Here is a 13,440-nt window from a genome sequence, read left to right on the forward strand (position 1 = left end):
AATCCATGCCGTATTGCTTAGCAGCTGTAATACATGCCGTATTCAACCGGGTGCGGGGTGTGCTCGTAGGTTTCGACCTCTTCCATCTTCAGGGCGATATAGCCGTCGATCTGGTCTTTGGTGAACACGTCACCTTGCAGCAGGAAGTCGTGATCAGAAGCCAGCGCTTCCAGAGCTTCACGCAAGCTGCCGCAGACAGTCGGGATACCGGCCAGTTCCTCGGCAGGCAGATCGTACAGGTTCTTGTCCATGGCTTCGCCCGGGTCGATCTTGTTCTTGATGCCGTCCAGGCCAGCCATCAACAGAGCGGCGAACGCAAGGTAGGGGTTCGCAGCCGGGTCGGGGAAACGAGCCTCAACGCGCTTGGCTTTGGGGCTTTCGGTCCACGGAATACGAACACAACCCGAACGGTTGCGGGCCGAGTAGGCGCGCAGAACTGGTGCTTCGAAACCGGGGATCAGACGCTTGTAGCTGTTGGTTGCCGGGTTGGTGAAGGCGTTCAGTGTCTTGGCGTGCTTCAGGATGCCGCCGATGAAGTACAGCGCTTCGTCCGAAAGATCTGCGTATTTGTCGCCTGCGAACAGCGGCTTGCCGTCCTTCCAGATCGACATGTTCACGTGCATGCCGGTGCCGTTGTCACCTGCGATAGGCTTCGGCATGAAGGTCGCCGACTTGCCGTAGGCATGAGCCACGTTGTGGATGACATATTTGTACTTTTGCAGCTCGTCCGCCTGCTTGGTCAGGCTGTCGAAGATCAGGCCCAGCTCGTGCTGGCAAGACGCTACTTCGTGGTGGTGTTTGTCGACCTTCATGCCCAGACGCTTCATGGTCGATAGCATTTCAGACCGCAGATCCTGCGCTTCGTCGATCGGGTTCACAGGGAAGTAACCGCCCTTGACGCCCGGACGGTGGCCCATATTGCCCATTTCGTATTCGGTGTCGGTGTTCCACGATGCGTCAGTTGCATCAACTTCGTAGGATACCTTGTTGATTGTGTTCGAATAACGGACGTCATCAAACAGGAAAAACTCAGCCTCGGGACCCATATATGCGACGTCACCGATTCCTGATGCTTTCAGGTAGGCTTCGGCTTTCTGCGCTGTGCCACGCGGGTCACGCTCATAGGCTTCGCCTGTATCGGGCTCGACAACCGAGCAGTGCACGCAAATGGTTTTCTCTGCGTAGAACGGATCAACATATGCACTTTCGGTATCGATCATCAGCTTCATGTCCGATGCTTCGATCGACTTCCACCCTGCGATGGACGAACCATCAAACATGAAGCCTTCGTCCAGGAAGTCTTCGTCGACCTGATCGGCCATCAGGGTCACGTGCTGCAGCTTGCCGCGGGGGTCGGTGAAACGGACGTCGACATATTCGGCGCCCTCTTCCTTGATCAGCTGAAGAACTGCGTCCTTGCTCATTCTCTTGATTCCTCTGACTTGAAGATTGTGGTGTTACAGTGCGTCCGAGCCGGTCTCGCCGGTACGGATGCGAATGGCTTGTTCAACCGGAGAGACAAAGATCTTTCCGTCGCCGATCTTGTCGGTCTTGGCTGCCGAAACGATGGCCTCGATGGCCGCATCGACCTGGTCATCGTCCAATACGACCTCGACCTTCACCTTGGGCAAAAAGTCGACAACATATTCCGCGCCACGATACAGCTCGGTATGGCCTTTCTGACGGCCGAAACCTTTGACTTCGACGACGCTGAGACCCTGAACACCTACGTCCTGCAACGCCTCTTTCACTTCGTCCAGCTTGAACGGCTTGATGATCGCTTCGATCTTTTTCATCCGGCTCACCTTCAATGGTTGTCTCTGGGGCAATGATCACGTCTAAGATCGGGCGGCAATGTGATTGCGGTATCGGTCGGGGCGGGATCCGTTGAAATCAGGCTCTGTGCTAATTTTTGAGCGAGTTGCACAAAAAGTAATCGAAATTGAATCGTGTGAGGGTGTGACATGACCGAATTGCTGACAGCGGCGCAGATGAGAGCCATTGAGCACGCGGCTATCGAATCCGGTGATGTTACGGGCTTGGACCTGATGGAGCGGGCAGGGCAAGGCGTTGTCGAGGCGATCTTTGAGGAATGGCCAGAGCTGGTCAGGCGAGGGGCCAGCCCCTCGCGCTCCCCGGAGTATTTGGCAAAAGATGAAGAAGATCCGCTGCGCGCTGTTGTGTTGTGCGGGCCCGGAAACAACGGCGGTGACGGGTTTGTCGTGGCGCGGCTTTTGCTGAGGTTGGGCTGGAAGGTTAAGGTATTCCTGTATGGCGATCCTGACAGGCTGCCACCGGATGCGCGGATGAACTATGAGAGATGGAATGAGTTGGGTGACGTCATTGAGTTTTCCAAAGAAAGCTTAAAGGGTGATCACTTGGCTGGTTTTGGGATGCCTGATGTATTGGTAGATGCGATTTTCGGCTCAGGTTTGACGCGCCAAATTGATCCTGTGCTTGGGCAATCGTTGAAGTTCTTTTTTAGTTTGTCATCACATGTTCGCTTTGTGGCGGTAGATTCACCTTCGGGGCTGTGCATGGACAGCGGAAAGGTGCTTGGAGCCCGAGCAGAAATATTTACCGACGCCAGACCCCTTTCTGCGGATCTGACAGTAACCTTCGAACGAAGAAAACTTGGGCATGTGTTGAGCGACGGTCCGGCTTATTGCGGGAAGGTGATCGTCGCAGCAATTGGACTGAATGAAACGTCGGAGCGGCACTGGAGGCAGGTTGAATTGCAAGGAGAAGGAGCACGCAGGGTTCCAGTCCGCGGCATTGATCTAAACGACATCGCGATTGATAGCGGGCGGCGCGCAAGAGCAGTTTTGACAAAGCAAAGCCATTTACCTTCAGTCGTTGCGCACAAATACACCCATGGCCACGCCCTGATCCTTTCCGGTGGGCCCGGCAAGACCGGTGCGGCGCGCCTGGCCGCGCGGGGAGCGCTGCGGATAGGGGCAGGGTTGGTGACGCTGGGTGTGCCATCCTTGGTTTTGGAAGAGGTGGCGAGCCAGATCACTGCCCTCATGCTACAGTGCGTTGATGGTTCTCAAATGCTGTCAGACGTATTGCAGGACGTGCGGATGAACGCCCTTTGTCTGGGCCCCGGTTTGGGGTTGGAACGAGCGCGGGACCTGGTGCCGGTCGCCCTGATTGCGAAACGTGCGACGGCTTTGGATGCGGACGCGCTGACAGCTTTTGCGGGCGATCCAGAAAACCTGTTTGAAATGCTGCATGACCGCTGCGTTCTGACCCCGCATGGCGGAGAGTTTGCGCGGCTGTTCCCCGATCTGGCGGAAAAGCTGAGCGAAACGCCGGTCAGAGGCCCCGCCTATTCCAAGGTGGACGCAACACGAGAGGCAGCGGCACGTGCGGGATGTGTCGTGTTGTTCAAAGGGCCGGATACTGTCATTGCGGCGCCGGACGGGCGATGTTCGATCAATGCCGCATGCTATGATCGCGCGGCCCCTTGGCTTGCAACCGCCGGGTCAGGCGATGTGTTGGCCGGTTACATCGCCGGGCTATTGGCGCGGGGATTCGATCCGATGACGGCGGCTGAGACAGCAGCATGGCTGCACGTGGAATGCGCACGTCTTTTCGGGCCGGGATTGATCGCCGAGGATCTGCCTGAGCAGTTGCCCGGTGTTTTCAAACAGCTGAATATCTAGTTGTTTTGGGCAGAAAGCAGCTCAGGCTCTGTCCGAATGGCATGTTTTCACCGTCAAGCCGCGCGCGGATGCATACCGCATATTTGTCAGGTGCATAGGTAAGCATCAGTATTCATTTGCCAGCTGCCAGTGGGAGCTGGAGTCGTATCTTGTAAGTTGATGAAAAATAATGTAAAATAGCAGAATTATCAGTGTGTCCTGTTGCAAAAATACAATTCTTGCGTAAGACAAAGCGCAGACCACTGGAACGCTCGGATTCAGTAAACAAATGGGCAGTATCTGAACCCCGAACCAATTATGGTGAGTGAAATGACCCCAAATATCAAAAAGATATCGGTTGCTGCCTTTCTGTCTGCCACGGTCGCTGTTCCGGCAGCCGCAGAGCTGAAATACGAAAATAACAGCGGCGGCTATGTGCTGCTTTACGGGCAGTTTAACCCGGCCTTGATTTCTGTTGATGACGGACAAGATACCGAGACCCGGGTCCTCGACAACGATCTGTCGAACAGCCGGGTTGGCCTGCGTCTGATGCAGCCGTTTGGCCAGAACGAGTTTACGTTCCGCTTTGAATCGGCATTGGGCTTGCCGAACTCGAGTGAATGGAACCAGAACGGTACAAACTTTAGCGGCTGGACTCGCGACGATATCCGGTTTGTGGATTTTGCCTTGAAGGGCAGCTACGGCAAATTCTCGGCTGGTCAGGGCAGCATGGCGGCAGATGGTGCTGCCGAGGTGGACCTGTCCTATGTCGGCACCGCGCTGTATTCGTTTACAAACGATGAGAACTCGGGCTTTTTCTATCGCGGCACGAATGGTGTGCTGAGCGGTATTACGGTTGGTGACAGTTCCAGCAACTTTGACGGCTCACGTCGCGGGCGTGTGAGGTATGACACGCCAACGGTTAACGGGTTCTCGGCCGCTTTTGCATATGGTCAGAACATCCTGTCCAGCAGTGACGATGATGACTACTATGATGTCGGTGTGTTCTATGAAAACACCTTTGCAGGCGGTGTAGAGTTTGCGGCAGCTGTCGCGTATTCGGTGCGGGATCGGGATGACAATTCAGGGGATCGCAAGGATACAATCGGTTCGGCCTCGGTGCTGTTGCCCAGCGGTCTGGGTTTCACGATTGCCGGCGGCACGCGTGACGATGACCGAGCCGGCCAGACGGATCCGAACTACTGGTACGGCAAGGTCTCGTACGAGGGGAACTGGGTATCCTGGGGCAAGACTGGTGTCGGTATCGACTATTATGACGGCGCGGATTTCGAAACCAACGGGTCCGACACCAAGGCATGGGGTATCGCTGTCGTGCAGAAGGTCGAAGCGATCAATACCGATGTTTACCTGAAGTATCGCAACCACGATTTCGATGACGGAACGTCGTTCGAAAACAACGAGGCCTGGGTTCTGGGCGCGCGCTGGAAGTTTTAATCGCCTTCCAGAGACCCAACACGAACGCCCCGGTTTTCGGGGCGTTCTTTTTTGCCAAAACCAGGTTGATTCAGCCTTTGCCCCTTGCACGTTGGCGGCAGGGCAAATAGAAGGCGTCAAATTTGCCCGGCGCGCCCGTTTTGCGCGCCCTGAATCCTATGGGGACTACCAAAATGCAGGTTACCGAGACGCTGAACGAAGGTCTGAAACGCGGCTACAACATCGTTGTGACCGCAGCCGAACTGGACGACAAGGTCAATGAAAAGCTGACCGAAGCACAGCCGGAAATCGAAATGAAAGGCTTCCGCAAAGGCAAGGTGCCGATGGCGCTGCTGAAAAAGCAGTTTGGCCAACGCCTGCTGGGCGAGGCGATGCAGGAATCCATCGACGGTGCAATGAACAAGCATTTCGAGGACAGCGGCGACCGCCCGGCGCTGCAGCCCGAAGTCAAGATGACCAACGAGGACTGGAAAGAAGGCGACGACATCGAGGTCGCGATGTCCTACGAAGCGCTGCCCGCGATCCCTGAGGTCGATCTGAAATCGGTTGCGCTGGACAAGCTGATCGTCAAGGCGGATGACGCCGCCGTCGAGGAAGCGCTGAACAACCTCGCTGAAACCGCTCAGGACTTCAAAGCCCGCCGCAAGGGGTCGAAAGCCAAGGATGGCGACCAGATCGTGTTCGATTTTGTTGGCAAGGTTGATGGCGAAGAATTCGAAGGCGGATCAGCCGAAGATTATCCGTTGGTTCTGGGTTCAAACAGCTTCATCCCCGGTTTTGAAGAGCAACTGGTCGGTGTGAAGGCCGAGGAAGAAAAAGACGTTACCGTGACATTCCCGGAAGAATATGGTGCCGAACATCTGGCCGGAAAAGACGCGGTCTTCACCTGCACGATCAAGGAAGTGAAAGAGCCGGTTGCAGCCGAGATCAACGATGAGCTGGCGATGAAGTTCGGCGCCGAGGATCTGGCCGCTCTGAAAACTCAGATTTCGGAACGTCTGGAAGCAGAATATGCGGGCGCGTCGCGTGCTGTCATGAAGCGGGCCCTGCTGGACGTGCTGGACGAAAAAGTGTCGTTCGACCTGCCGCCGTCGCTGGTTGAAGCCGAAGCCAAGCAGATTGCACATCAGCTGTGGCACGAGGAAAACCCTGAAGTAACCGGTCACGACCACGGTGAGATCGAACCCACCGATGAGCACAACAAGCTGGCCGAACGCCGCGTGCGTCTGGGTCTGCTGCTGGCCGAGCTGGGCCAGAAGGCAGAGGTGGAAGTCACCGATGCCGAGATGACCCAGGCGATCATGAACCAGGCGCGTCAGTACCCGGGTCAGGAACGCCAGTTCTTCGAGTTCGTGCAGCAGAACGCTCAGATGCAGCAGCAACTGCGCGCGCCGATCTTCGAAGACAAGGTTGTCGACTATGTGTTCGAGCTGGCGCAGGTCAGCGACAAGGAAGTCAGCAAGGACGACCTGCAAAAAGCCATTGAGGCATTGGAAGAGGAATAATCCTCTTCCTTCCCTCTTTGTTCAGAGAGGGGTAAAAAAAACGGAGCCGCCTGTAAACAGACGGCTCCGCATGGGTGGCTTTTGTATCTATGAGGTGAGGGGGTCAGGCCTCATGAGCAAAAGCACGGGGGGTATCTAGCAGAGCGATCTTCTGCTCTGGTGTGAACGTATCCGAGAGCGCTTCGATCAGCTTCAAAACGTCCTGACGTTCAGCTTCGTTTCTTGCGGCGCTCATCTGTTCCACAAAATACTTCTCAAGTTCGGTCAGTGGCTTGTGATCCTGATTGGCCGGGCTCTGGGTTGCTGCCTTCTTGGCTGCAAACAGTGCCAGTGCCTCTTCGTCATCCATAAAGACGTTCTCATGGATGCCTGCAAACTCACGCAGACCCGAGATGCGTTCATCGGTGCAATCCAACAGGGCGGCCAGTGCCGAGACTTTCCCCATGGGAACCGTTTCGCCGACATAGTCATATGGCGCGCAGTTCGACCGTTTCAGAACCCGGTCCATGACCGGATCGATTACGGTGATGATATCCTGAATACCTGCGTTCTTGGCATATTCCAGAGAGCCGATCATAAGCTCGCAGGTGGCATAAGAGACTGAGTTCTTTTCCTTGCCGCGTGTAAGGCGTTGCGTGTCCACGCAGAAGCGTGTCGATTCCCACATTGTTGCGCTGCGCAGTGGTGCTTCCCCGCAGAGGATGGCCGAAAACACATCCGACAACATATGAGGTCCTGTGGTCTGAAGGGCACGCACGGCTGCGACGACATTCCCCCCGTCGTCGAGTCCGATTACGTATGCCGGGTCCAGATGATCGAATTCATCAATTTCCTTGCCGTCTTCGATCTTTACGTCCCATCCAAGACGTCCGCCAAAAACACGTGCTCTCAACTCGAACATTTCGTCAAGAACTTCGCTGAACATGTGTCTGTTCAGGCCATCTACCACGATGATCATTTCTTCCCCCTTCGAGTGGTTGTTCGGTAATACTGACGTTACCGCTCTCGAAAGATTTTTCTATTGGGGGATTCCCGTATTTTGGCGAAATTTGGGGATTTTTTTGTTTATCCCGGGGTAATAAGCCCGATCGCGATAGCCCGCCCTACGGCCTGCGGGGTGGTCAGCGCACTAAGCTTTTCCCGGCTAGAACGCAAGTGTACTTCTACGGTTCGGTGCGAAATAGACAAAATATCGCCGATATCCTGCTGCGACTTACCTGCAGCGACCCATTGCAGGATTTCCGCTTCGCGAGAGGACAAGGTCGGATGATATAGTGCACCGGTCAGCTGATCCGAGGACACGACGTTGTCGTGGATGTGCACGGCCATGGCCTGCAAATCGCCGATAAAGTTTGTGTAAAGCTTGCGCCACTCTTCCTTGCTGCAATTTCGGGTAGCGCTCAGCAGGCCAATATCACCGTAAGGGCCGCGTATCGGGATCGTAACACCCTGACTGGGCAAGCCAAAATCATGAGCATCCCGGAACACGCGTTGAAAGTCTGGACTTCTTTCCAGACGGCTCCAATCCACCGGCGCAATACTGCGGCGGGCCATGTGGATGGTCGGATCGATCATGATCAGACCCTGTTTCTGGTAGTGCTCATTCCAGGCGTCGTCATAGGTGACAAAGCCAGCCACTGTTCCAGCTGCTGGGTTCATACCAGCATAGGCAGCATGATCCATGTCATGCTTCTCACAGATTTGCCTTAGAAATTCGGTGTATCGAACTTCTGAATCCGGCAGAGTGCTCAGATCGACAATTTCCATGTGGCGCCTACCAGCTGTGGCCCATCTTGCCGCCCGATGGTGTCGTCGAGCATGCGTATTACACAGAGTGGAACCCGTTTACCTCACCAAGTCAGAACACCATACTTTTCTAAACATGACAAGGAGAGGTCTTAATTGTCTGTGCAATACAGCATATTGCGACAACCAATAGAGCATTTTTGTCACTATTCACTCTCAAGTGCTGATTTTGGTCGATTTCTGACGCGAATGACCGTCAGGGTGCAGGTCTCAACCCGGTTTCGACCAGCATACCCTTGGCTTTTGCCTCTGGATAGTAACCTTTGGCGTACAAGAAAATAGCCCTGCGTTGATCCCCGTCGGCCAGCAGCCAGGCTCCGCGCAGGTACCTTCCCGCAAACTCAAGGTTGGTGTCCGCGTCAAGCAAACCTTCGGCTTTTCCGGAATAACCCATCGAGCGCGCCGTGGCGGGCAGGACCTGTAGAAGACCGTAATAGGGCTGGTTGACGGCCCATGGTCGATGGGTGCTTTCACGAATGGCCAGCTTGTGAACCAGCTCCCGCGGAATCTCGTAATGGTCCGCCCATCTGTTGATCGAAGCTCTCAGCTCGGGCGTTTCATTCGGGTGGAGCGGCGGGTCAAAATGTGGCGTGCCCGCCTTGGAGACCTGGTCTGCCCCGCAGGCAACCAACGACACAAATAGAAACAGTGCCAAGAAACTTTGGCGCAGAAATACAAGCATTTTTCGGTCCTCTGAGTTTCGGCGGCGATGATACGGATCGACAATCAGCCTTCAAGCTTACCCCGGAAAATGGGCTGAAACTTGCCGGTACGACCTGTGAACACACAGGGAAAAAAGAAAAGGCCGCGCCAAAGCGCGGCCTTTAAAGTTCTCACAAGCAGCCGGATCAGGCTTTGGCTTCGTCTTCTTCAACCGGTGCCGCGTCGGCAACCATGTCATCATCATCCGAAGCGGCCGAGCCGATGTCGTCGAACAGTTCGGCGATCTCGAATTCAGCAGCGGCTTCTTCTTCAGCAGCCAGTTCCTGAATCGATTTGCCCGAAGCCTGCAGTTCAGCTTCTTCTGCCGAACGGGCTACGTTCATCTTGATTTCGACTTCAACCTCGGGGTGCAGTTTCACTGCAACGGTGTGCAGACCCAGTTCCTTGATCGGGGCGATCAGGATGATCTGTTTCTTGTCGACGGTGAAACCTGCTTCGGTTGCGGCGTCAGCGGCGTCACGCGGGGTGACCGAACCGTACAGAGCGCCGGCATCCGATGCCGAGCGAATCACGACGAACTGCTGACCGTCCAGTTTTTCAGCCAGGGCCTCAGCTTCTTTCTTGGTTTCCAGGTTGCGGGCCTCAAGCTGCGCTTTCTGGGCTTCGAACGACGCGATGTTGGCGTCCGATGCGCTCAGGGCTTTGCCTTGGGGCAGCAGGAAGTTGCGGGCGTAGCCAGGCTTGACGTCAACGACGTCGCCCATCTGACCCAGTTTCGCAACGCGTTCCAGCAGGATAACTTGCATGTCAGTCTCTCCTTACTTCACAGCGTAGGGCAGCAGGGCGAGGAAGCGGGCGCGCTTGATTGCACGGGCCAGTTCACGCTGCTTTTTCGCCGAAACGGCGGTGATGCGCGAAGGCACGATCTTGCCACGCTCAGAGATATAGCGCTGCAGCAGACGGGTGTCTTTGTAGTCGATTTTCGGCGCATTTTCACCCGAGAACGGGCAGACCTTGCGGCGGCGGAAAAATGGTTTTGCGGCCATGGGTTATAGTCCTTTTCTCAGGCGTTGATCAGCGGCGCTCGCGGCGTTCGCCACGTTCGTCGCGCTTCTGCATCTGAACCGACGGACCATCTTCGTGGCCGTCGACCTTGATGGTCAGAACGCGCATGACATCTTCATGCAGACGCATCAGGCGTTCCATTTCCTGTACCGCGCCCGAGGGGGCATCGGTTTTCAGAAAGGCATAGTGGCCCTTGCGGTTTTTGTTGATCTTGTAGGCCATCGTCTTGACGCCCCAGTACTCGCTGTCAACCAGCTTGCCGCCGTTGTCAGCCAGAACGGTGCCGAAATGTTCGACGAGGCTTTCCGCCTGCGCGTTGGACAGATCCTGACGCGCGATCATTACATGCTCATACAGTGGCATGTGCACTCCTGTTTATATCAAGGCGCATTTCATAGGCGGGGCCAAACGTTCCTTCGCGACCCTGCCACGAGAGGCTGCGCGATTCATACGACTGCGAAGGATGGCCCCGTATACACGTCTGAGCCGCAAGGGCAAGCCCTGCCACACATGCCTCTGAGACGCCGCCCAAATTCCTTTGGGTCGCCCAATTGCTGACGCTTTTCGGCTCAAAGTTGTTTTGCATACCGGGCATCAACCGGATCAACAGAATTTCGAAAGTAACCTTAAAAGGGTGACGCGTTATGACCGCTACTAACACAAACGCATATCAGGAAAACGTTGCCGGCTCGCGCTTTGAGAATTCGGTGCCGGTAATGATCACATTTGCACCGAACTGGAAGGCCCGCCTGATACTGGCGCGGATGGTCGGGGCGTTTTTGATCGTTTCCGCGTTTTCAATGTGGTTGATGCCCGGATCGGTCGTTGGCGCAGATGTTTGGCCGATCAAGATGTCGGCATCCATGCTGTTTCTGGTCGTTGGCGTCGCCTTGTTGACAATCGAGGTTTTCGACCCGCGCCCAGACGCCTATTTCGACCCGATCCGCCGCGAAGTCCGGGTATTGCAAAAGAACGAAGACGGACGCCCTCAGACTGTCCTGCGCCGCAGCTATGACTCGCTGGGTGGGGCGCGTTTTGAAGAGAATGAGGTTCACCTGTTTGACGTGGACGGAAGTCTTTTGATGAAGCTGCCGCTTGAATCGGCGGATGTCAGCCGGGCGCTGAAAGGGCAGCTCAGCAAAAGCGTAACAATTTTCGGTTGATTTTTATTCTGTTCAAAAAAGAACAGAAGTTGTGAATCAAAAAAGGTTGTGTGCCGCCCTTGGGCGGCACATTTTGTATTCAAGCAGTCCTGACGGACTGCATTCACAAAACCGCGGAGATTGATATGAAATCCACCCTTCTTGCTGCTGCATTGGCCGTATCAGCGACAACGGCATTCGCCAGCGCCGAGAAATACGTGTTGGATCCCAGCCACAGCCAAGTCATTTTCAGCTATGACCACCTTGGGTTTTCAACCACGACTGGCATGTTTTCCGGCTTTGAAGGCGAGATCATGTTCGACCAGGAAAACCCCGCCGCTTCGAGCGTGAGTGTGTCGATGCCCGTTTTGGAGATGTTTACCGGCTGGAAACCCCGTGAAGATCACTTCATGACCGAGGATTTCTTTGGCGCGGCCGAAGGAGATTTGATCACCTTTACTTCGACAGGAATCGAGGTGACTGGTGAAAACACCGCGAACATCACCGGCGATCTGACGATGAACGGTGTGACCAAATCGGTTGTTCTGGACGCAAAGCTCAACAAGGCTGACACCCACCCGATGGCAAACAAGCCCTGGGCTGGTTTCAACGCGACAACAACGCTTGTCCGTAGCGAATTCGACCTGGGTCAGTTTGCACCGTTTGTCAGCGACGAAGTGCAAATCCAGATTTCGGTCGAGGCACAAAAAGCCGAGTAATCACAGAATCACGAACAGAAAAACGCCGATGATCAAATCACCGGCGTTTTTTTTGCCTTACTGACCGCGTGCCGCTGTGAGTTCTACGGATACTGCGACGGTAAAGCCCAGCGAGTCTTCGGTAGGCTGCGATGTGCCTACATCAAACTCCAGCCGGTTAAGCTCGATTGTGCCCGCCATGGTGGCTGTGTCGCCCTGAAGATCCAGCGAGAAGGGCAAAACGACATCGATCGACTTGTCGCGAATTGTAAGCGGACCGCGCGCCTCGTAACCATTTTCGGTTTTATAAAGGTCGGCTTTGAACTGAGCAGTCGGGAACCGGGCGTTGTCGAAGAAATCCGGTCCCATGGCCTGATCGGTTACGGTTCCAAGACTAAGCGAGCTGATGGCTATCGTGACATCGACAGACCCTGCCGGGCCCGGCTCTGTGGGTTCGTCAAAAGTAATTGCGGCCGTCCAGTCCGAAAACGAACCTGTGACGGGGCTATTCAGTTGCGAAATCGTAATCGACAACGTGCCGTTCTGAACCTGCCATTCGGATTGAACCTCGGTCAGTTGGACATCCGGTGCTTCACCTACGTTAGGGGTAAGCTTACCCGTTGCCCAGCCTCCGGTGACGACGACACCCCAGACCACCAATGCGGCGACGGCTGGAATCAGTGAATGGGTTTGATGTGGTGGTTCCGGCACATCAGACAGGCCCGGTAACATCCGGCGCAATGTGCCGTCCTTGTCGATGATGTGATGTTTCAGCGCACCTGCAACGTGCAGGACAAGGGAAACGACCAGAACCCACATGAAAAGCCAGTGCAGAACCCCTGTTACCTCGGCCACGGCGGTGGATTTCGGTACAAAAGGCAGGTTTTGGCCGAAGGGCCAAAGGATTGGGGCAAAGCCTTCGGTCGCGGCGTGGTGAATCCAGCCGGTCAGCGGCACAAGGACCAGCGAACCGTAAAGCAGCCAGTGGACGGTTTCAGCGGCAAAGGCTTCGGGCTTGTTGTCAGCATTCAGAAGGCCGGGCTTGGTTTGCGTGAACGCCCAAAGAATGCGGGCCAATGCCACGAAGAAAACGGTAACCCCCACGGTTTTATGCAATGAGAACACGCGCGCCGCACGGGCAATTTCCAACTCGGTAGGGGCCGTTGCCGAGTGCAGGACCGCATGCGCCAGATTATCTGCGACCCAGCCGAGGGGCAAAGCCGTGAAGATCAGCAACGCGGTCAGCCAATGAAACGTCTTTGCGATGCTGCCGTAGCTTGAAAAGGAATTGGTCGATTGCATATGTCGGGCGCTCCGGGATTCTAGGGTGTGCCCAAGGTAAAGCCGGATGAAACAGACACAAGTGAGCGCGGGTGCACACAAAAGGTGCCAGAATGCAGAAAGCAGGCAATGCTTGTGCCAGACGGTCAGTCAGTTTACACCCCGCCGCAACCTGACA

General features: G+C 55.4%; 14 protein-coding genes. 5 read left to right on the top strand and 9 right to left on the bottom strand.

What is annotated here, in order from left to right; genetic code table 11:
• Window positions 1–17 precede the first annotated feature (17 nt).
• Both glnA and I9188_RS00915 read right to left on the bottom strand, forming a co-directional pair.
• Entirely contained in the window at window positions 18–1,424 is a 1,407-nt protein-coding gene (gene glnA, locus I9188_RS00910) for a type I glutamate--ammonia ligase (protein ID WP_209503540.1), read from the bottom strand.
• Between the two features lie 33 nt (window positions 1,425–1,457).
• Entirely contained in the window at window positions 1,458–1,796 is a 339-nt protein-coding gene (locus I9188_RS00915; RefSeq protein WP_209503542.1) for a P-II family nitrogen regulator, read from the bottom strand.
• A gap of 168 nt (window positions 1,797–1,964) precedes the next feature.
• On the opposite strand from I9188_RS00915, the gene I9188_RS00920 reads away from it, so the two are divergent.
• From I9188_RS00920 to tig, 3 genes are all read left to right on the top strand, one after another.
• Entirely contained in the window at window positions 1,965–3,668 is a 1,704-nt protein-coding gene (locus I9188_RS00920; protein WP_209503544.1) for an NAD(P)H-hydrate dehydratase, read from the top strand.
• A gap of 309 nt (window positions 3,669–3,977) precedes the next feature.
• A complete protein-coding gene (locus I9188_RS00925) occupies window positions 3,978–5,102 on the top strand; it encodes a porin (RefSeq protein ID WP_209503546.1) in 1,125 nt (374 codons plus the stop codon).
• 173 nt (window positions 5,103–5,275) lie between these two features.
• The gene (tig, locus tag I9188_RS00930) at window positions 5,276–6,607 is read left to right on the top strand and encodes a trigger factor (RefSeq protein ID WP_209503548.1); all 1,332 of its coding nucleotides are present in this window, start codon (window positions 5,276–5,278) and stop codon (window positions 6,605–6,607) included.
• A 103-nt stretch (window positions 6,608–6,710) separates the two neighbouring features.
• Here the strand turns inward: tig and I9188_RS00935 are convergent, their stop codons facing one another.
• The 6 genes from I9188_RS00935 to rpsF all read right to left on the bottom strand — a co-directional run bounded on the left by I9188_RS00935 (window position 6,711) and on the right by rpsF (window position 10,504).
• A complete protein-coding gene (locus I9188_RS00935) occupies window positions 6,711–7,565 on the bottom strand; it encodes an acyl-homoserine-lactone synthase (RefSeq protein WP_209503550.1) in 855 nt (284 codons plus the stop codon).
• A gap of 107 nt (window positions 7,566–7,672) precedes the next feature.
• On the bottom strand, window positions 7,673–8,374 hold the full coding sequence (locus tag I9188_RS00940) for an autoinducer binding domain-containing protein (protein ID WP_209503552.1): 702 nt from the start codon (window positions 8,372–8,374) through the stop codon (window positions 7,673–7,675).
• A 235-nt stretch (window positions 8,375–8,609) separates the two neighbouring features.
• Window positions 8,610–9,095: a lytic transglycosylase domain-containing protein gene (locus I9188_RS00945; RefSeq protein WP_209503554.1), complete on the bottom strand. Its 486-nt coding sequence runs from the start codon at window positions 9,093–9,095 to the stop codon at window positions 8,610–8,612.
• Window positions 9,096–9,261: 166 nt separating this feature from the next.
• Window positions 9,262–9,882, bottom strand: coding sequence for a 50S ribosomal protein L9 (rplI, locus tag I9188_RS00950; protein WP_209503556.1), 621 nt, complete (start codon window positions 9,880–9,882; stop codon window positions 9,262–9,264).
• Window positions 9,883–9,894: 12 nt separating this feature from the next.
• Entirely contained in the window at window positions 9,895–10,122 is a 228-nt protein-coding gene (gene rpsR / locus I9188_RS00955) for a 30S ribosomal protein S18 (protein ID WP_005608650.1), read from the bottom strand.
• A 28-nt stretch (window positions 10,123–10,150) separates the two neighbouring features.
• The gene (rpsF, locus tag I9188_RS00960; RefSeq protein ID WP_209503558.1) at window positions 10,151–10,504 is read right to left on the bottom strand and encodes a 30S ribosomal protein S6; all 354 of its coding nucleotides are present in this window, start codon (window positions 10,502–10,504) and stop codon (window positions 10,151–10,153) included.
• A gap of 281 nt (window positions 10,505–10,785) precedes the next feature.
• On the opposite strand from rpsF, the gene I9188_RS00965 reads away from it, so the two are divergent.
• Both I9188_RS00965 and I9188_RS00970 read left to right on the top strand, forming a co-directional pair.
• Window positions 10,786–11,304 (top strand): hypothetical protein, encoded by a 519-nt coding sequence (locus I9188_RS00965; protein ID WP_209503560.1) that lies wholly within the window; start codon window positions 10,786–10,788, stop codon window positions 11,302–11,304.
• Between the two features lie 125 nt (window positions 11,305–11,429).
• The gene (locus I9188_RS00970) at window positions 11,430–12,002 is read left to right on the top strand and encodes a YceI family protein (protein ID WP_209503563.1); all 573 of its coding nucleotides are present in this window, start codon (window positions 11,430–11,432) and stop codon (window positions 12,000–12,002) included.
• Between the two features lie 57 nt (window positions 12,003–12,059).
• On the opposite strand, the gene I9188_RS00975 is transcribed toward I9188_RS00970, so the two are convergent.
• The gene (locus I9188_RS00975; protein ID WP_209503564.1) at window positions 12,060–13,283 is read right to left on the bottom strand and encodes a cytochrome b/b6 domain-containing protein; all 1,224 of its coding nucleotides are present in this window, start codon (window positions 13,281–13,283) and stop codon (window positions 12,060–12,062) included.
• Between the last annotated feature and the right edge of the window lie 157 nt (window positions 13,284–13,440).

The organism is Ruegeria sp. HKCCSA071, assembly GCF_017872555.1.
Classification (GTDB): Bacteria; Pseudomonadota; Alphaproteobacteria; order Rhodobacterales; family Rhodobacteraceae; genus Ruegeria.